Consider the following 18595-nt stretch of genomic DNA (forward strand, 5'->3'; position numbering starts at 1 on the left):
CCGCCATGTATTCCGAGCTCCAGGCCACCAGCCATTATTCCTTCCTGCGCGGCGCCTCCGCCCCTTCCGAGCTGTTCGAGGCGGCGGCGGCGTACGGCATGCCCGCGCTGGGAATCACCGATCACAACAGCGTCGGCGGCATCGTGCGCGGGCTGGTTGCGGCGGAGGAGACCGGCGTGCGGCTGGTTACCGGCTGCCGGCTGGACCTGACCGACGGCAGCGGCGTGCTGGTCTGGCCCGAGGATCTTGCGGCCTGGTCGCGGCTCACCCGGCTGCTCAGCATCGGCAAGGCGCGGGCGGATGCGCAGCATGGCGAGAAAGGGCAATGCTTCCTCCATTGGGAGGATGTGGCGGGGCATGCGGACGGACTCGTCGCCGCGCTCGTTCCTGGCATGGCGGATTCCGGCGACCCGGCGGCGCTGCGCTGGATGGCGGATGTGTTCGGGGAGCGCGGCCATGTGACGCTGACCCGCCATCGCCGGCCGCAGGAGGCGATGCGGCTGCATGGGCTGGCGCAGGCCGCCGCCGCGCATGGCCTGAAGCCGCTCGCCACCGGCGACGTGCTCTACCACCATCCGGACCGGCGGATGCTGCACGACGTGATGACCGCGATCCGCCACACCACCACGGTCGACGATCTCGGCTTCCGCCGCGCCCGCAGTGCCGACCGGCATCTGAAGCCCCCGCACGAAATGGCGCGTCGCTTCGCCGCCTGGCCCGAGGCGCTCCGGGCGGTGGAGGCCGTGGTCGAACGCTGCAGTTTCAATCCTCGCGAGCTCGGCAAGCTCTATCGCTACCCGGACGAAGTGGTGATGTCCGGTCGCAGCCCGCAGGAAGCGCTGGCCAAATTGGCCCGCGATGCGCTCGCCGCGAAATTCCCGGAGGGGCCGCCGAGCGCGTATGCCGAGCTGCTGGAGAAGGAGCTCGGCCTGGTCGAGACGTTCGGCTACGCGCCCTATTTCCTCACCGTTCATTCGATCGTCCGTTTCGCCCGCGCGCAGGAGATTCTCTGCCAGGGGCGCGGCAGTGCGGCCAATTCGTTGATCTGCTTCCTGCTCGGCATCACCTCGATCGACCCGGTGGTGCACAAATTGCTGTTCGAGCGGTTCATTTCCGAAGACCGCGACGAGCCCCCCGATATCGACGTCGATTTCGAGCATGAGCGGCGCGAGGAAGTGATCCAGTGGATCTACGAGACCTATGGTGCGCGCCATGCCGCGCTCACCGCCGTGGTCAGCCGCTATCGTACGCGCGGGGCGGTGCGGGAGGTCGGCAAGGCGCTGGGCCTGCCAGAGGACGTGACCGCCGGGCTCGCCGGGCAGGTGTGGGGCTGGTCGAACGAAGGGGTGAGCGAGGCCGATGCCGCCGCGCTCAACCTCGACGCCAGCGAGCCGCGCCTCGCGCTGACGCTCGACCTCGCCCGCCAGCTGATCGGCACCCCGCGGCACCGCTCGCAGCATCCCGGCGGCTTCGTGCTCGCCCAGGCCAATCTCGACGAGATCGTGCCGATCGAACCTGCGGCGATGGTCAACCGGCGGGTGATCGAATGGGAGAAGGACGATATCGAGACGCTCGGCCTGATGAAGGTCGACATTCTCGGGCTCGGCATGCTCGGCTGCATGCGGCGTGCGTTCGATCTGCTCGAGCAGCACAAGGGCGTGAAACTGACGCTCGCCTCGGACGCGATGCAGGTGGACGATCCCGCCACCTTCGCGATGATCCAGAAGGCCGACACGCTCGGCACCTTCCAGATCGAGAGCCGGGCGCAGATGTCGATGCTGCCGCGGTTGAAGCCAAAGGAGTTCTACGACCTCGTCATCCAGGTCGCGATCGTGCGCCCGGGGCCGATCCAGGGGGACATGGTGCACCCCTATCTCCGCCGGCGCGAGGGCAAGGAGAAGGTCGAGTATCCGAGCGAGGAACTGAAGGACGTGCTCGACAAGACCTTCGGCGTGCCGCTGTTCCAGGAACAGGCGATGAAGGTCGCCATCGTCGGCGCGGGCTTCAAGCCGGCCGAGGCGGATGCGCTGCGCCGGGCGATGGCGACGTTCAAGTCGACCGGCGGCGTCACCCATTTCCGCGAGAAGATGATCAGCGGCATGCTGAAGAAGGGCTACAAGCAGGACTTCGCCGAACGCACCTTCAAGCAGATCGAGGGTTTCGGCAGCTATGGCTTTCCCGAGAGCCACGCGGCAAGCTTCGCCAAGATCGCCTATGCGTCGAGCTGGATGAAGTGCCACCATCCGGACATCTTCTGCGCGGCGCTGCTCAACGCCCAGCCGATGGGCTTCTACGCGCCGGCGCAGATTGTCCGCGATGCGCGCGAGCATGGCGTGGAGGTGCGCGCCGTGTGCGTGAACGACAGCGAGTGGGATACCCGGGTCTTACAATCCTCCCTGGAACGGGGAGGGGGACCATGTGCGCCAGCACATGGTGGAGGGGGGGCTCCACACGGGCATCCCTTGCCGAACGCCCCCTCCACCACCGCCTTCGGCGGCGGTCCCCCTCCCCGTTCCGGGAAGGATCTTGGGCTGCTCCCTCTCCGCCTCGGCATGCGGGTGGTGCAGGGCCTTTCCGTGCGCGATGCCGATGCGATCCTCGCCGCCCGCGCCGAACGGCCCTTCACTTCGATCGAGGATGTGTGGCGCCGCGCGCGTGTCTCGCCCGCCGCGCTGACGAAGCTTGCCCAGGCCGATGCCTTCCGCGCCTTCGGGCAGGATCGCCGCCAGGCGCTATGGGCGATCAAGGCGCTCGACCAGGCGCCGCTCCCGCTGTTCGCCGCCATAGAGGGGCCGATCCAGGCGGCCGAACCCGCAGTGTCGCTTGTGCCCCTCAGCGCGGGTCGCGAGGTGGTGGAGGATTACCGCGCCACCCAGCTGAGCTTGCGCGCGCACCCGCTCCACTTTCTGCGCGGCACGCTCGCCGCGCGGCGCATCCGCCCGTGCGGCGACCTCAAGACGCTCAAGGACGGCGCGCGGGTGGAGGTGGCGGGCATCGTGCTCGTCCGCCAGAAGCCGGGCAGCGCCAAGAGCATCTTCCTGACGCTGGAGGACGAGACCGGCATCGCCAATGCGATCGTCTGGCCGGCGCGGTTCGCGCTCTATCGGCCGATCATCCTTGCGGCGCCGATGATTTCGGTACGTGGTCGCCTTCAGCGCGAAGGCGAGGTGCTGCACCTGATCGCCGAGACGATCACCGACCTGACCGAATTGCTGCGCAGCGTCGGCGCGCGCGACCTGCCGCGGATGACGATGCCGGGCGACGGCGCGACGCATGGCGGCACGATCGATTCGCGCGATCGCAAGGCCGCCCGGTCGAGCGACCCCGCTTATGCCTATCCGAAGCAGCGTACGCCCGAGAGCTGGCCGTCGCGGCGCGAGGACATCATCCCCATCAAGTCGCACGATTTCCACTGATGCGAGAGGCAGCGTCCACCGGACGCTGCCTGCGCGAGGATCAACCGGCCACTACCGTCTGCTCGATGGTGCCGAAGATCGGGTGGTGCTTGTCGTCCTCTGCCCAGATGCGGATCGTGTCACCGGCCTTGAGGAACGGCGTTTCCGCCGCGCCGCGCAGGATCGTCTCGACGGTGCGCACCTCGGCGAGGCAGCAATAGCCCTTGCCACCCTCGCCGATCGGCTTGCCGGGGCCGCCATCCGCATCGCGGTTGGAAACGGTGCCCGATCCGATGATCGTGCCGGCCCCCAGCGCCCGCGTCTTCGCCGCATGGGCGATCAGCGCGCCGAAATCGAAGGTCATGTCCTCGCCGGCATCGACGCGGCCAAAGGGCTGGCCGTTCAAGTCCACCATCAGCGTGCGGCGCAGCTTGCCGTCCTGCCACCAGTCGCCCAGCGCATCGGGCGTCACGAACACTGGCGAAAAGGCGCTGGCCGGCTTGGACTGGAAGAAGCCGAAGCCCTTTGCCAGTTCGCCCGGGATCAGGTTGCGCAAGCTCACGTCGTTGGTGAGGCCTACCAGCCGCACCGCGGCGAGCGCTTCTTCCCGCGTCGCGCCCAGAGGCACGTCACCGGTGACGACCACCACTTCGGCCTCGAGGTCGCAGCCCCAGCTTTCGTCCTTCAGCGGGATCGCGTCCCGCGGCCCGAGGAACCCGTCGGAGCCGCCCTGGTACATCAGCGGATCCTGCCAGAAGCTCTCGGGCAGCTCCGCCCCGCGTGCCTGCCGCACCAGGGCGACATGATTCACATAGGCTGATCCGTCCGCCCATTGATAGGCACGGGGCAAGGGGGCCGCCGCCTGGCGCTCGTGGAAGCGCATCATCGGAATGGTCTCATGCTCGAGATCGGTGGCGAGGTTGCGCAGATCGCCTTCCACCCGCTCCCAATCATCCAGCGCCGCCTGCAGCGTCGGGGCGATGTGGCTGGCATCCGCGTACCAGGCGAGATCGTTGGAAACGACGACGAGCTTTCCGTCCCGTCCCTGCTTGAGGCTGGCTAGTTTCATTTGACACCATCTCCTTCGGCGGTCGCCATAGGGCAACTTCGCTCGCCACGGAACCGTAACCCTTTGCTACGTATTTTGCCCAGTCGCATTGACTTCGGGGCGGGCCATGACCAACGAATTGCATATGGCCGCGCCGCTTCGCTTTCTGGATCATGGCGGCGACATGGCCGAACGTATCCGGACGTTCGACTGGACAGGGCATCCCTTCGGCCCACCCGAGACCTGGTGCGAGCCGCTGCGCATCACCGTCGACATGATGCTGGCCTCGCGCTTTCCCAAGGCGCTCTACTGGGGCCCCGAATACCGGTTGCTCTACAACGACGCCTGGGCGCCGGTTCCCGCCGATCGTCACCCCTGGGCGTTGGGACGGCCCGGCAGCGAGGTCTGGGCCGACATTTGGGACGTGGTCGGCCCGCAGATGGACGAGGTGGTCGCAACCGGCCGCGGTTTCGCCGTCTATGACCAGCTGCTGCGGATCGTCCGCGACGGCGTGCCCCGTGACAGCTGGTGGAACTACAGTTTCACGCCTGTTCGCGATTCCGACGGCCGCGTACTGGGCATCCTCAACCAGGGCAACGAGACCACCCGGATGGTGCTCGCCGAACGTGCCCAGCACGCGGAACTGGCGCGGTTGCAGGACTATTTCCAGCAAGCACCCGGCGCCGTGGCGCTGCTCGAAGGGCCGGAGCACCGGTTCGTGCTGGCGAACCCTGCCTATCTGGAGCTCGTCGGTCGCGAGGCGGTGGTGGGACAGCGCGTCGTCGAGGCACTGCCCGAGGTCGTCGAGCAGGGCTATGTCGACGTGCTCGACCAGGTATATCGCAGCGGCGCCGCCTACCGCGCGGTCAACCGCGACGTGATGCTGCGGCGTCGCCCGGATGCGGAGCCCGAGCGGCGGGTCCTCGATTTCACGTTCCAGCCGGTGAAGGACGCGCTCGGCGCCAGCACCGGCGTCTTCATCGCCGCCAGCGACATCACCGAACGTGCGGCGGCCGAAGAAGCCTTGCGGCACAGCGAGGAGCGGTTGCAGCTCGCGCTGAACGCTTCGACCGGCATTGGCACCTGGGATTGGACGGCGGAGAGCGGCCGGGTAACCGGGGACGGCCGGTTTGCCGCATTGTTTGGCATCGATCCGCAGCGGGTCGCCCATGGCGGCGGGCTGGATGCAGTGCTCAACTTCATCCATCCGGATGATCGCGCGCGCATTGCGCTGGAGGTGCGCCAGTCGATTGCCCAGCGCACACCGCTGAAGATCGAATTCCGCGTGCTGCGGGCCGATGGCGCTGTGCGCTGGCTGCTCACCCAGGGGCGTTGCACCTTTGATGCAGAGGGCCGGCCTGTTCGCTTCCCCGGCGTCAGCTTCGACATCACTGACCGCAAGCTGGCCGAGGAAGCCGCGCAGGAAGCGGCCGAGGACCTGCGGTCCGCCACCGAGTCGCAATCGTTCCTGCACAGTCTGGCGGAACGCCAGCGCACGCTGGAAACGCCGAATGCGATCATGGAAGTCACCGCTGCCGAACTGGGGGCGAGGCTGGGTCTCGCCCGCGTCGGCTTCTATCGCGTGGTCGGCGAATCGATCCATCTCGGCCCCTGCTGGACCGATGGCAGCCTGCCGAAATTCGCCGGCCAGTGGCCGCTGGATGCCGTGGCGCCGCTCGTCGAGCGGTATCGCCAGGGCCGCACCGTCACCTTCAACGACAGCCGCACGGAATATCCGCATACCGAGCTGAGCAAGCTTTCGCCTTCCGCCATCGGCGTTCCGTTGCTGCGCGGCGGGCAATGGGTCGCGACCTTCTATGCCAACGGCGCCGGCCCCCGCCAGTGGCGCCCGGAGGAGATCGCTTTCGTAGAGACCGTGGTGGAGACGACATGGGACGCCGTGGAGCGCGCCGATGCCGTGTTGGCGCTGCGCGAAAGCGAAGCGCAATTTCGCGCGATCACCAATTCGATCGATCACATGGTGTGGTCGGCCGATGCGGAGGGCGCGGTCGATTTCTACAATGACCGCTGGTACGATTATACAGGGGTCGCGCACGGCGACACCGATGGCGATGCCTGGACCAAGGTGCTGCATCCGGGCGATCAGCGCCGCGCAGCGGCGGTTTGGCAGCATTGCGTCCGCACCGGCGAGCTGTACCGCATCGAATATCGGCTACGGCATCACAGCGGCATCTACCGATGGGCTCTGGGGCGCGCCCAGGCGCTGCGCGACGAGAACGGCCGCATCGTTCGCTGGTTCGGCACCAGCACGGACATCCAGGATATCGTCGACGCGCGCGAAGTGCTCGCCCGTTCGCGCGAGGAACTGGAAGCTGCCGTTCGTGAACGGACCGAGCGGCTGATGGCGGCGGAAGCGCAACTGCGCCAGGCGCAGAAAATGGAAGCCGTGGGGCAGCTGACCGGCGGCATCGCGCATGATTTCAACAATATGCTTGCCGTGGTGATCGGCGCGCTGGATCTGATGGAGCGCCGCGTCGCCCAGGGGCGTACCGACATCGATCGCTACCTGATCGCCGCGCGCGACGGAGCCAGCCGCGCGGCGGCGTTGACGCAGCGGCTGCTTGCCTTCTCGCGCCGCCAGCCGCTGGCGCCCACCGCGCTCGATGTGAACGACATGCTGGGTGGCATGATCGAGCTGCTGGTGCGCACCCTCGGCGAGGGCGTCGTGATCGAAACCCAGTTTGCGCGGCGGCTGGAAGCGGTGGTGGCCGATCGCAACCAGCTCGAGAACGTCGTGCTCAACCTGGCGGTGAACGGCCGCGACGCGATGCCCGAGGGCGGCACGCTGACGATCGAGACCGACCAGGTGGCGATCGGCGCCGAACACGCGGCCCGGTACGAGATCGAAGCCGGTGACTATGTCGAGATCCGCCTTCGCGACACCGGCGTCGGCATGCCGCCCGAAGTCGCTGCGCGTGCCTTCGATCCCTTCTTCACCACCAAGGGAGTGGGCAAGGGGACCGGGCTCGGGCTCAGCCAGGTGTTCGGGTTCGTCCGGCAGTCGGGCGGCCATGTCACGATCGAGAGCGTGCCCGGCGAGGGTACGTGCGTGCGCGTCCTGTTGCCGGCCAAGCCGGAGGCCGTGCCCGCACCCGCGGCCAACAGCATCCAGGGGGACCTGCCGCGCGGCCGCGCGAGCGAGGTGATCATGGTCGTCGAGGACGAGGATCGGGTGCGGACCTATTCGGTCGAGGCATTGCGCGAGCTGGGCTATGGCGTGGTGTTCGCCCGCGACGGTATCGAGGCGCTGCGGCTGCTGGAGCGCGGGCAGAACGTGTCGCTGCTGTTCAGCGACGTGGTGATGCCCGAGATGAGCGGCCGCGAGCTCGCGGCCCGGGTGCGCGAGCGGATGCCGGACCTGAAGGTGCTGCTCACCAGCGGATACGCGCCCGATTCGCCGGACCGGGGCACCGACGAGGCCATTCTTGCCAAACCGTTCGACATCGCGACGCTGGCGGTCGCGATCCGGGCCGCGCTGGACGCCTGACGACAGGAAAGGCTTGACCTGGCGGGCGCGGTTCGCCATTCGCCCCGCGGCTCCGGGCGACGCGTCCGGTTGACCAGCCCTGCCGCCGAGTCCTGTCGAAGGGCGGCCAGGGTCCGCCCGGCAGGCGGAGGACGTGTATCCATGGCAAATGTGGCAGTGATCGGCGCTCAGTGGGGCGACGAAGGCAAGGGCAAGATCGTCGACTGGCTCGCCGAGCGCGCCGACGTGGTCGTCCGCTTCCAGGGCGGGCACAATGCCGGCCACACGCTGGTGATCGGCGAAAAGGTCTACAAGCTTTCCCTGCTCCCCTCGGGAATCGTGCGGGGTACGCCGAGCGTGATCGGCAATGGCGTGGTGCTCGATCCTTGGGCGCTCAAGGCTGAAGTGGAGAAGCTGCGCGACCAGGGCGTCGACGTGACGCCGGACACGCTCAAGATCGCGGACACCTGCCCGCTGATCCTGCCGTTCCACCGCGATCTCGACGCGCTGCGCGAGGATGCCAGCGGCGCGGGCAAGATCGGCACCACGCGCCGCGGCATCGGCCCGGCCTATGAGGACAAGGTCGGCCGTCGCGCGATCCGGGTGTGCGACCTCGCCAATCTCGATGCCATCGGGCCGCAGGTCGATCGCCTTGCCGCACACCATGACGCGCTGCGCGCAGGCTTCGGCCAGCCGCCGATCGATCGCGAGGGGCTCCTCAACGAACTGCGCGCGATCGCCGGATTCGTGCTGCCGTTCGTGCAGCCGGTGTGGAAGATGCTCAACGAAGCGCGGTCGCGCGGCCGCCGTATCCTGTTCGAAGGCGCGCAGGGCGTGCTGCTGGACATCGACCACGGCACCTATCCGTTCGTCACCTCGTCCAACACCGTGTCGGGCACCGCGGCGAGCGGCAGCGGCATGGGGCCGGGCGCGGTCGGATTCGTGCTCGGCATCGCCAAGGCATACACCACCCGCGTCGGCTCGGGCCCCTTCCCGACCGAGCAGGACAATGATGTGGGCGAGCGGCTCGGCACGCGCGGCCATGAGTTCGGCACCGTCACCGGGCGCAAGCGCCGCTGCGGCTGGCTCGATGCGGTGCTGCTGCGCCAGTCGGTCGCGGTTTCGGGCATCACCGGCATCGCGCTGACCAAGCTCGATGTGCTCGACGGGTTCGACGAGATCCAGGTCTGCACCGGCTATCGGCTGAACGGCGAAGTGCTCGACTATTATCCCGCCAGCGCGCCGGACCAGGCGGCGGTGGAGCCGATTTACGAGACGATGGAAGGCTGGTCCGAATCGACCTTCGGCGCGCGCAGCTGGGCCGAGCTGCCGGCGCAGGCGATCAAGTACATCCGCCGCGTGGAAGAACTGATCCAGTGCCCGGTGGCGCTGGTATCGACCAGCCCCGAGCGCGAGGATACCATTCTCGTCCGCGATCCCTTCGCGGACTGACACGAAGACGCCCGGCCCTCGAGGGAGGGCCGGGCGGTTCGCGGTTCGCGGCGAGGAACCGAAAGGGGGAAAGGTTCCTCTAGCTCGTCCAGCGCTTAGCGGGGACGCTTGCGCTTCGGCTTGTCGCCGGTCTGGTCACCCGTGGTCGAATCCGTCGTGCCTGCGCTCGGGTCCGTGGGCGAGGTCGTCGTGGTGGACGAGGAGTCCGGTGTGGTCGTCATCGTGCCCGATCCGGTGGTGCCGCCGGGTGCGGTGGTCGACGGGTTCATCGACGGATCCGTCGGCGACGTGGTCTGGCCCGGGCTGGTCTGCCCCGGTGCCGTGCTCTGATCCATGGTGCCGCCCGGCGCCGTCTGGCCCGGCGTGGTCTGCTGCGCGAATGCGGCCGGCGCGGCGATCAGCGTGGCGGCGGCGAGAATCGTCTTGATATACATACTCGGCATCCTTCTGTTGATTATGCCAACGGAAGAATAACCATCAAGCCGGGAAGAAGTCTCACCGGCTGATCTCGATTAACCGATAAAAGCGAACGGATCAGGGGTGAGTCGAGCGCAAGATCAGCCGACCTGTGCCCGGTGCAGCAATTTCTGGTCTGCGAGTACCAGAGCCACCATTGCTTCCACCACCGGCACGCCGCGGATGCCCACGCAGGGGTCGTGGCGGCCCTTGGTGCGGATCTCGCTTGCTTCGCCGTCACGGGTGACCGTCTCCACCGGGATCAGGATCGAACTGGTCGGCTTGAACGCCACGCGCATGCGCACCGGCTGGCCGGTGGCAATGCCGCCCGCGATGCCGCCGGCGTGATTGGCGAGGAAATCGACGCCCCCGTCCGCGCGGGGACGCATCGCATCGGCATTCTCTTCGCCGCGCAAGCGCGCTGCGGCGAAACCGTCGCCGATCTCGAAGCCCTTCACCGCGTTGATCGACATGCAGGCGGCCGCCAGTTCGCTGTCGAGCTTGGCGTAGAGCGGCGCGCCCCAGCCCGCGGGCACGCCGGTTGCCTCGCAGGCGACGACCGCCCCGAGCGACGAACCGTCCTTGCGGGCGGCGTCTACCAGCGCTTCCCAGCGCTGTGCCGCCTCGGCATCCGGGCAGAAGAAGGGATTGTTGCCGATCTCGGCGGCGTCGAACCTGGCATAGTCGATCGCGTCGCCGCCGATCGCCTCGACCCAGGCGGTGATCGTCACTTCGGGGATCACTGCCCTCGCGACCGCGCCCGCCGCGACCCGTGCCGCGGTCTCGCGCGCCGAGGAACGACCGCCGCCGCGATAATCGCGAAAGCCGTATTTCTGGTCGTACGCGTAATCGGCATGGCCGGGGCGATAGGCCTTGGCGACTTCCGAATAATCCTTGGAGCGCTGGTCGACATTGTCGATGTGCAGCGCGATCGGGGTGCCGGTGGTGCGCCCCTCGAACACCCCGGAGAGGATGCGGACCTGGTCCGGCTCCTGCCGCTGGGTAGTGAAGCGCGACTGGCCGGGGCGGCGGCGATCGAGGAAGGGCTGGAGGTCCTTTTCGCTGAGGCTCAGCCCCGGCGGGCAGCCATCGACCACGGCGCCGAGCGCCGGACCATGGCTCTCGCCCCAGGTAGTGAAGCGGAACACGCGACCGAAGCTGTTGAACGACATCGGCGCACGCCCTCCGTCTGGGTTGAAATCGCCGGCCGTTTCGCAGGTGTCGCGCGCGGCTGCAACCCGTTCAGATGATCTCGAACAGCCCCGCCGCCCCCATGCCGCCTGCGGTGCACATCGATACGACGACATGGCGCACGCCGCGCCGCCGCCCCTCGATCAGCGCATGTCCCACCAGGCGGCTGCCGGTCATGCCGAAAGGATGGCCGATCGCAATCGCGCCGCCGCTCACATTGAGCTTCTCGGGATCGATGCCGAGCGTGTCGCGGCAGTAGAGGCACTGGCTGGCGAACGCCTCGTTGATCTCCCAAAGGCCGATGTCCTCAACCTTCAGGCCCGCACGGGCGAGGAGCTTGGGCACGGCGAAGACGGGGCCGATGCCCATCTCCTCGGGCGCGCAGCCTGCCACCTGGAAGCCGCGATAGATGCCGAGGATCGGGCGGCCCTCTGCCTCTGCGGTTTCCCGATCCATCAGGATCTGCGCGGCGGCGCCGTCGGAGAGCTGGCTGGCATTGCCGGCGGTGATATGACGCCCTTCGGCCACGAACGCGCCGTCCTTCCATACGGGCTTGAGGCCGGCGAGCACTTCGGCGGTGGTGCCGGGGCGGATGCCTTCGTCCTGGGTGACCGTCACCGTCTCGCTGCCGGTGCGGGTGCCGGCCTTGTCGAGCAGCGCCTTGGTGACGGTGATCGGCGCGATTTCCGCGTCGAACGCACCGCGGGCCAGCGCGGCGGCTGCGCGCTGTTGGCTCATCGCGGCAAATTCGTCCTGCGCTTCGCGCGAAATGCCGTAGCGTTCGGCGACAATCTCCGCCGTCTCGATCATCGGGACATACGCCGTCGGCACCTGGTCCGTGACCGAGCGATTCGCGTAGCGCGGCGCATTGGCCATGGTCAGGCTGATCGATTCCATGCCGCCGGCCAGCGCCGCGTCGATCTCGTCGGTCATGATCGAGCGGGCGGCGAGGGCGATCGCGGTGAGGCCGGAGCCGCATTTCCGGTCGAGGCTGAACGCCGGCACGCTGTGCGGAATGCCCGCGGCGAACAGCGCCATGCGCGCCATGTTGGCGCCTTGCGTACCCCATGGATTGCCCATCCCGTAGAACACGTCGTCGATGCGCGCAGGGTCGATCCCGGCGCGTTCGATTGCCGCGTTCATCACGTGCGCGGCGAGCACCGGCGCTTCGGTATCGTTGAAACAGCCCCGTCCCGCCTTGCCGATGCCGGTGCGGGCGGTGGAGACGATCGCGGCTTCGCGCATGGCACCCTCTCGTTCTTTCGAGTTTCGGGTACGCTTCCTTCATCGGCGGCCGGAATGCAACCGCCTCAGTCGCGGAACTGGGGTGCGCGCTTCTGCATGTTGGCCGTCACCGCCTCGATCTGGTTGGGCGAACGCAGCAAGCCAGCCTGCTCGGCGCTCTCGGCGAGCAGCACCGCGGCGGCGTCCCCGTCGTGATTCGCAAGCCGCTTGGCAGCGCGGATCGCATCCGGATTGCGGCCGGCAATCGATCGGGCGAGCGTGAGGGCCTCGGCGTGCGGATCCCCGGCGAGCCGTGTGACGAAGCCAAGTGCCTGCGCTTCCGCGGCGTCGAACTCGCGCGCCGTATAGGTAAGCTCGCGTAGCACGTCGTCACGCACCGTGCCGCGCCACAGCACGAAGCCGGCCATGTCGGGCACGATGCCCCATTTCAGTTCCATCACCGAGAGCCGCGTATCCGGCGCGGCGATGCGGATGTCCGCGCCGCTCGCGATCTGGAGCCCGCCGCCGAACGCCACGCCGTGCACCGCGGCAATCACGGGGACCGGCAGGGTGCGCCAGCCCCAGGCGACCTGCTGGAAGCTGTTGGCGAGGCCATGGGTTCGCGCCACAAGATCGGTGCCGGTGCCTGCGCTGGCCATGCTCGCCATGTCGAGCCCGGCGCAAAAGGCGCGGCCTTCGCCCGACAGCACGACCGCACGCAAGCCCGGCGTCTCGCAGAGCGTATCGATCGTGCCTAGGATCGCGTCGAACATGGCGGGATCGAGCGCATTCATCTTGTCGGGCCGGGCGAGCCGCACATCGGCCACGCCGTCTTCCATGGTCCAGGTCACGCGCTCGCTCATTCCGGCATCCTCTCTCGTATCCAGGCAATGTGCGGCGAAGCATTTGCGCGGGCAAGATGGTGTGGCTAGAAAAGCCGGTATGTCCCAGCCCAGCGATCCCGCGGCGCCGCCCCGGTTCGATCCGCGCATGTTCTTTGCGCTTCGCTTTCCCAACCATGGCAGCCGCCTGGGCGTTGCCTATGTCGACCATGGCGAGGACTGGTCCGAACTCCAGCTCCCCTGGCGGGAGGATCTGGTGGGGCAGGAGGAAAGCGGCGTGCTCGCCTCGGGCCCGATTCTGGCGCTGATGGACATGGCGAGCAGCGTCGCCGTTTGGCTGAAGGTCGGCACGTTCCTGCCGCACGCGACGCTGGACTTGCGGATCGATTATCTTCGCCCTGCGCGCACCGGGCAGACGGTGATCGGGCGCTGCGAATGCTATCGGCTGACGCGCTCGATCGCATTCGTCCGCGGCCAGGCGCATGACGGCGATCCGGCGGACCCGCTGGCCCATGTCGCCGGCACCTTCATGGCGGCGGAGGGCTACTGGTGAAGCTTCCTCCCTATGCCGAGCTGCTGGGGCTCACGGTCGAGCCAGGTGCGGATGCGCCGGTGCTGTTGCTGCCGTTTTCCGGCGATGTCGTCGGTCGCCCGGGGTTCCTGCACGGCGGCGCGATCGGCGGGCTGCTCGAGATGGCGGCGGTCGGCGCGCTGCTCCAGGCACTGGAGGCGGAGGGCGGGGCGAAGGTGAAGCCGGTCAACGTCACCGTCGATTACATGCGCGGCGGACGCGAGAAGGAAACGCGGGCCAAGGGGACCGTCACGCGGCTCGGCAAGCGTGTGGCGAATGTCAGCGCGGTGGCGTGGCAGGACGAGGAGGATCGGCCGATCGCCGCGGCACGGATGAACTTCCTGATCGTGCGATAACGGTTCCCCTCCCGCTTGCGGAAGGGGGTAGGGGAGGGGATGGCGGCAGCACAGTCCGCCCTCTCCACGCCAGCCCCTCCCCCGACCCCTCCCGCAAGCGGAAGGGGAGCGAAGGCTTGGAAGGCTGACTACTTCTTCGGGCTGATCCGCATCAGCCAGCCGCCATCGCCCTTGGCGCCGTCCTGCAGCAGCCACAGCGAGCCGTCCGGTCCCTGCGCCACGTCGCGGATCCGCATGCCCAGATCCCATTGGTCGGCCTTGCGGGCGTTGGTGCCGTCGAGCGCGATGCGGATCAGCGCCTGGCCGGACATGGCGCCCATCAGCAGCGAGCCCTTCCACTGCGGGAACTCGCTGCCGGTATACTGGATCAGGCCCGCAGGCGAGATCGACGGCACCCAGTAGAGCTTGGGCATCTCATAGCCGTCGCCCGCCTTGGGCTTGGGGATCGGCTTGTTGTTGTAATTCTCGCCGAACGAGACGTTGGGCCAGCCATAGTTGCGGCCCTTGACGATCAGGTTGAGCTCGTCGCCGCCCTGCGGGCCCATCTCGTGCTCCCACAGATTGCCGGCCGAGTCGAAGACCAGGCCATAGGGGTTGCGATGGCCGCTGCTCCAGATCGATGCCGGGGCCGGGTTGGGGCCGTCGAAGGCAAAGGGGCGGCCCTTGGCGGTCTTGGCGGCTTCGGTGTCCTCGGGCGGGTCGATCACCTGCACGGTGGTTGCGCCGACCTTGCCTGCATCCGGATTGTCCGCGGCTGGCTTGCCGTCGAGCGTCAGGTGCAGGATCTTGCCGATCGCCTGGTTCGGGTCCTGTGCGGGGGTAAAGCGCTGGCGCTCGCCGGAGGAGAGGAACAGCGACTTGCCGTCGGGCGCGAAGGCAATCACCGCGCCGAACTGGCCGCCGTCGCCGTCCGCGCCGCTGCGGAACAGCACCTCGACGCTATCGAGTCGCGGCGCCATCGCCTTGCCGCGAGTCAGCTTGGCGCGCGCCAGCGCCAGCGCGCTGCCGTTCGCCCGTGGCTCGGAGTAGGTGAAGTAGATCGTGTTGGTGCTGGCGAAATCCGGTGCCGGAGCCACGTCGAGCAACCCACCCTGTCCGCCCGCAGCGACCTTGGGCACCCCGGTCACTGCCTGCGCCTTCTGGCCCACTTCCCAATATTGGATCTGGCCACCCTTTTCGGTCACCAGCGCTGCGCCATCGGGCAGGAACGCAAGCGCAAAGGGCGAGTCGAAATCGGCAACGCGCGTCGCGGTGAAGGGAACGCTGGCGGGCAGCGGGGCGGGAGTGCCGCTCGGCACCGGCAGCGGCGTGGGCGTGCCTGCGGTGCCTGCAGGCTGCTGCGCATTCGAGCCCGGCGACGAGCAGGCGGCAGCGAACAGGGCAGGGATCAACAACAGCGAACGGGGCATGGAAATCCTCTCCGGCGGTGGCGCGGCCGCCAACGCAGCCGGTTTTGCAACGAGTTGCAACGCCTGTCCTGCTCGAAAAGATGCAACGCCGCCCGCCGCCCCCTTGCTGACAGGGCCCGGATTGCGTATATCGCGGCTGCTTTCTCGGACATCGTCAAACATGATCGAGGTCGGGGCCGCCAGGCTCCGGCGCCGAAGCTGCTTGAGTTTACCCGGAGATGTGTGTGGCGAATCTCGCCGAACTGGCCAAGATGATCGAAACCGAAGCGCAGGCGCTGGGCTTTGCCCTGGTGCGCGTGAAGCTGTTCGGCGGCCAGAGCGATCCCACGCTGCAGATCATGGCCGAGCGCCCGGATACGCGTCAGCTGACGATCGACGATTGCGCCGATCTGTCGCGCCGCATCTCGGACCTGCTCGATCGTCTCGAGGCCGAGGGCCGCGACCCGATCGACCATGCCTATCGGCTGGAAGTCAGCTCGCCGGGCATCGACCGGCCGCTCACCCGGCTGCAGGATTTCGCCGACTGGAAGGGCCATGAGGCCCGGATCACGCTTGCCGAGAAGCTCGACGGGCGCAAGCAGTTCAAGGGCGATCTCGCCGGAATCGATACGGAAGCCGCCACCATCACGATCGTGACGCAGGACGAGACACAGCATGTGCTGCCGTTCGCGGCGATCGAGGATGCCAAGCTGACGATGACCGATCGGCTGATCGCCGCCACCGCGCCGCTCTCTGCCGAGGGCGCCGACAAGATTATCGAAGTAGAAGGATAAGCCCGGATGGCCACCGCCATTTCTGCCAACAAGGCCGAGCTGCTCGCGATCGCCGATTCGGTCGCGAAGGAAAAGCTGATCGACAAGGCCATCGTCATCGAGGCGATGGAAGATGCGATTCAGCGCGCCGCGAAGAACCGCTATGGCGTCGAGAACGACATTCGCGCGAAGCTCGATCCGGTCTCGGGTGATCTCCGCCTGTGGCGCGTCGTCGAGGTGGTGGAAGCCGTCGACGACTATTTCAAGCAGGTCGACCTGAAGGGCGCGCAGAAGCTGCAGAAGGGCGCGAAGGTCGGCGACTTCATCGTCGATCCGCTGCCCCCGATCGAGTTTGGCCGCATCCAGGCGCAGGCGTCGAAGCAGATCATCTTCCAGAAGGTCCGCGATGCCGAGCGCGAGCGTCAGTATGACGAGTTCAAGGATCGTGTGAACGAGATCATCACCGGCGTGGTGAAGCGCGTCGAGTTCGGCCATGTCGTTGTCGACCTGGGCCGCGCCGAAGGCGTGATCCGCCGCGACCAGCAGATCCCGCGCGAAGTCGTTCGCGTCGGCGACCGCGTCCGCTCGGTGGTGCTCAACGTCCGCCGCGAGAATCGCGGCCCGCAGATTTTCCTGAGCCGGGCGCACCCCGAGTTCATGAAGAAGCTGTTCGCGCAGGAAGTGCCGGAAATCTACGACGGCATCATCGAGATCAAGGCTGCCGCCCGCGATCCGGGCAGCCGCGCCAAGATCGGCGTGATCAGCCATGACGGCTCGATCGATCCGGTCGGCGCCTGCGTCGGCATGAAGGGCAGCCGCGTGCAGGCCGTCGTGCAGGAAATGCAGGGCGAGAAGATCGACATCATCCCCTGGTCGCCGGACACCGCCACCTTCGTCGTCAACGCGCTGCAGCCGGCCAATGTCAGCCGCGTCGTGATCGACGAGGAAGAGGATCGCATCGAAGTGGTCGTCCCTGACGATCAGCTGAGCCTCGCCATCGGCCGCCGCGGCCAGAATGTGCGCCTGGCCTCGCAGCTGACCGGCAAGGCGATCGACATCCTCACCGAGGCGGATGCGAGCGAGAAGCGCCAGAAGGAATTCGTCGAGCGTTCGGAGATGTTCCAGAACGAGCTCGATGTCGACGAGACGCTGGCCCAGCTGCTGGTCGCCGAAGGCTTCGGCGCGCTGGAAGAAGTCGCCTATGTCGAAATCGAGGAGCTCGCGACGATCGAGGGCTTCGACGAGGACCTGGCGCAGGAACTGCAGAACCGCGCCCAGGAAGCGCTGGAGCGCCGCGAGGAAGCCAATCGCGAGGAGCGCCGCGCGCTCGGCGTCGACGATGCGCTGACCACGATGCCGTACCTGACCGAAGCGATGCTGGTCACGCTCGGCAAGGCGGGCATCAAGACGCTCGACGACCTCGCCGATCTGGCGACCGACGAGCTGGTCGAGAAGAAGCGCGCCGAACCGCGCCGTCGCGGCGAGGACGCGCCGCGCAAGGAGCCGAAGGGCGGGATTCTCGCCGAATACGGGCTCAGCGACGAACAGGGCAACGAGATCATCATGGCGGCCCGCGCCCATTGGTTCGCCGATGAAGAACCTGCGGAAGCAGGCGAGGAGGACGCAATTGCGGACTCCGAACAATGATACGCGCCGACTGACCTTGGCATTGGTCATCCCCCCTCTCGCCAGCGGGAGGGGTCGATGACCAACGCGGTTCGCACCTGCATCCTGTCGCGCGAGGAATCGCCGCGGGAAGGGCTGATCCGACTCGTGCTTTCGCCCGAGGGCGAAGTGCTGCCCGACATCCGTGCCAAGGCCCCCGGCCGCGGTGCCTGGATCTCCGTCGACAAGGCGGGGCTGACGGCATCGCGCGACAAGGGCAAGCTGAAGGGCGCCCTGTCGCGCAGCTTCCGTACCGGCGAGCTTCGCATTCCGGACGATCTGGAAGACCGGATCGCCACCCAGCTGCAGCGCGCTGCGCTCGACCGGCTGGGGCTGGAGGCGAAGGCCGGCTATGTGGTGATCGGCGCCGAGCGGATCGAAAAGTCCGCCCGCAGCGGCCGACTCCATCTGCTGCTCCACGCCTCCGACGCCCGCGACGACGGCAGCCGAAAGCTTGCCCAGGCGTGGCGGGTTGGCTCGTATCGGGAAGGTTCTGCCCTCAAGGGCTTAACATTGCCGGTCTCGCGCACCATATTGTCCTTGGCGTTAGGCCGCGAAAATGTGGTACACGCCGGACTCATCGACGCCCGGGCGGCGCAACGGACGAGCGAAGCGCTCGATCGCTGGCTGCACTTTATCGGACCCGAACCTGATCCCGTGTCTTGCGATTCCGAATCGCAAGGCGCATCGGCTTTGCCGTCCGCCGTGCCATTGACGACGAACACTATCGAGGAACTTGAGTAGCCG

General features: G+C 67.6%; 14 protein-coding genes. 8 read left to right on the top strand and 6 right to left on the bottom strand.

Annotated elements, in window-relative coordinates; all coding sequences use genetic code 11:
* The first annotated feature begins 5 nt into the window (after positions 1-5).
* On the top strand, positions 6-3416 hold the full coding sequence (locus V7E00_RS16535; RefSeq protein ID WP_333573693.1) for an error-prone DNA polymerase: 3411 nt from the start codon (positions 6-8) through the stop codon (positions 3414-3416).
* 40 nt (positions 3417-3456) lie between these two features.
* Here V7E00_RS16535 and V7E00_RS16540 read toward each other — a convergent pair whose 3' ends face one another.
* Complete coding sequence (locus tag V7E00_RS16540; RefSeq protein WP_333573694.1) at positions 3457-4464, bottom strand: fumarylacetoacetate hydrolase family protein; 1008 nt, start codon at positions 4462-4464, stop codon at positions 3457-3459.
* Between the two features lie 106 nt (positions 4465-4570).
* On the opposite strand from V7E00_RS16540, the gene V7E00_RS16545 reads away from it, so the two are divergent.
* Together V7E00_RS16545 and V7E00_RS16550 are read left to right on the top strand one after the other, a co-directional pair.
* A complete protein-coding gene (locus V7E00_RS16545) occupies positions 4571-7951 on the top strand; it encodes a PAS domain-containing protein (protein WP_333573695.1) in 3381 nt (1126 codons plus the stop codon).
* A 141-nt stretch (positions 7952-8092) separates the two neighbouring features.
* A complete protein-coding gene (locus V7E00_RS16550) occupies positions 8093-9382 on the top strand; it encodes an adenylosuccinate synthase (RefSeq protein WP_333573696.1) in 1290 nt (429 codons plus the stop codon).
* 95 nt (positions 9383-9477) lie between these two features.
* On the opposite strand, the gene V7E00_RS16555 is transcribed toward V7E00_RS16550, so the two are convergent.
* The 4 genes from V7E00_RS16555 to V7E00_RS16570 all read right to left on the bottom strand — a co-directional run bounded on the left by V7E00_RS16555 (position 9478) and on the right by V7E00_RS16570 (position 13116).
* Complete coding sequence (locus tag V7E00_RS16555) at positions 9478-9816, bottom strand: hypothetical protein (RefSeq protein WP_333573697.1); 339 nt, start codon at positions 9814-9816, stop codon at positions 9478-9480.
* A gap of 123 nt (positions 9817-9939) precedes the next feature.
* Positions 9940-11010, bottom strand: a complete 1071-nt coding sequence (aroC, locus tag V7E00_RS16560; RefSeq protein ID WP_333573698.1) for a chorismate synthase — start codon at positions 11008-11010, stop codon at positions 9940-9942.
* Positions 11011-11080: 70 nt separating this feature from the next.
* On the bottom strand, positions 11081-12274 hold the full coding sequence (locus V7E00_RS16565; RefSeq protein ID WP_333573699.1) for an acetyl-CoA C-acyltransferase: 1194 nt from the start codon (positions 12272-12274) through the stop codon (positions 11081-11083).
* 65 nt (positions 12275-12339) lie between these two features.
* The gene (locus tag V7E00_RS16570; protein WP_333573700.1) at positions 12340-13116 is read right to left on the bottom strand and encodes a crotonase/enoyl-CoA hydratase family protein; all 777 of its coding nucleotides are present in this window, start codon (positions 13114-13116) and stop codon (positions 12340-12342) included.
* Positions 13117-13195: 79 nt separating this feature from the next.
* On the opposite strand from V7E00_RS16570, the gene V7E00_RS16575 reads away from it, so the two are divergent.
* Positions 13196-13648, top strand: coding sequence for a PaaI family thioesterase (locus tag V7E00_RS16575; protein WP_333573701.1), 453 nt, complete (start codon positions 13196-13198; stop codon positions 13646-13648).
* The gene (locus tag V7E00_RS16580) at positions 13645-14022 is read left to right on the top strand and encodes a PaaI family thioesterase (RefSeq protein WP_333573702.1); all 378 of its coding nucleotides are present in this window, start codon (positions 13645-13647) and stop codon (positions 14020-14022) included. Before V7E00_RS16575 ends, V7E00_RS16580 begins: the two co-directional genes overlap by 4 nt.
* A gap of 128 nt (positions 14023-14150) precedes the next feature.
* Here the strand turns inward: V7E00_RS16580 and V7E00_RS16585 are convergent, their stop codons facing one another.
* Positions 14151-15431: a PQQ-dependent sugar dehydrogenase gene (locus tag V7E00_RS16585; RefSeq protein WP_333573703.1), complete on the bottom strand. Its 1281-nt coding sequence runs from the start codon at positions 15429-15431 to the stop codon at positions 14151-14153.
* Between the two features lie 218 nt (positions 15432-15649).
* On the opposite strand from V7E00_RS16585, the gene rimP reads away from it, so the two are divergent.
* The 3 genes from rimP to V7E00_RS16600 are packed head-to-tail and all read left to right on the top strand — an operon-like array spanning position 15650 to position 18592.
* Positions 15650-16204 carry a ribosome maturation protein RimP gene (gene rimP, locus V7E00_RS16590; RefSeq protein ID WP_333573704.1) on the top strand — a complete coding sequence of 185 codons (555 nt, stop codon included), beginning with the start codon at positions 15650-15652 and terminating at the stop codon, positions 16202-16204.
* 6 nt (positions 16205-16210) lie between these two features.
* Positions 16211-17830 (top strand): transcription termination factor NusA, encoded by a 1620-nt coding sequence (nusA, locus tag V7E00_RS16595; RefSeq protein WP_333573705.1) that lies wholly within the window; start codon positions 16211-16213, stop codon positions 17828-17830.
* Between the two features lie 57 nt (positions 17831-17887).
* On the top strand, positions 17888-18592 hold the full coding sequence (locus V7E00_RS16600) for a DUF448 domain-containing protein (RefSeq protein WP_333573706.1): 705 nt from the start codon (positions 17888-17890) through the stop codon (positions 18590-18592).
* Positions 18593-18595 lie beyond the last annotated feature (3 nt).

The sequence above is a fragment of the Sphingomonas sp. genome, from assembly GCF_036731925.1.
Lineage (GTDB): Bacteria > Pseudomonadota > Alphaproteobacteria > Sphingomonadales > Sphingomonadaceae > Sphingomonas.

Bases quoted from the DNA above. Each gene is read 5' to 3' on its own strand.
- V7E00_RS16535 (WP_333573693.1), top strand. From the start codon at position 6: ATGTATTCCGAGCTCCAGGCCACCAGCCATTATTCCTTCCTGCGCGGC.
- V7E00_RS16540 (WP_333573694.1), bottom strand. From the start codon at position 4,464: ATGAAACTAGCCAGCCTCAAGCAGGGACGGGACGGAAAGCTCGTCGTC.
- V7E00_RS16545 (WP_333573695.1), top strand. From the start codon at position 4,571: ATGACCAACGAATTGCATATGGCCGCGCCGCTTCGCTTTCTGGATCAT.
- V7E00_RS16550 (WP_333573696.1), top strand. From the start codon at position 8,093: ATGGCAAATGTGGCAGTGATCGGCGCTCAGTGGGGCGACGAAGGCAAG.
- V7E00_RS16555 (WP_333573697.1), bottom strand. From the start codon at position 9,816: ATGTATATCAAGACGATTCTCGCCGCCGCCACGCTGATCGCCGCGCCG.
- aroC (WP_333573698.1), bottom strand. From the start codon at position 11,010: ATGTCGTTCAACAGCTTCGGTCGCGTGTTCCGCTTCACTACCTGGGGC.
- V7E00_RS16565 (WP_333573699.1), bottom strand. From the start codon at position 12,274: ATGCGCGAAGCCGCGATCGTCTCCACCGCCCGCACCGGCATCGGCAAG.
- V7E00_RS16570 (WP_333573700.1), bottom strand. From the start codon at position 13,116: ATGAGCGAGCGCGTGACCTGGACCATGGAAGACGGCGTGGCCGATGTG.
- V7E00_RS16575 (WP_333573701.1), top strand. From the start codon at position 13,196: ATGTCCCAGCCCAGCGATCCCGCGGCGCCGCCCCGGTTCGATCCGCGC.
- V7E00_RS16585 (WP_333573703.1), bottom strand. From the start codon at position 15,431: ATGCCCCGTTCGCTGTTGTTGATCCCTGCCCTGTTCGCTGCCGCCTGC.
- rimP (WP_333573704.1), top strand. From the start codon at position 15,650: ATGTGTGTGGCGAATCTCGCCGAACTGGCCAAGATGATCGAAACCGAA.
- nusA (WP_333573705.1), top strand. From the start codon at position 16,211: ATGGCCACCGCCATTTCTGCCAACAAGGCCGAGCTGCTCGCGATCGCC.
- V7E00_RS16600 (WP_333573706.1), top strand. From the start codon at position 17,888: ATGACCAACGCGGTTCGCACCTGCATCCTGTCGCGCGAGGAATCGCCG.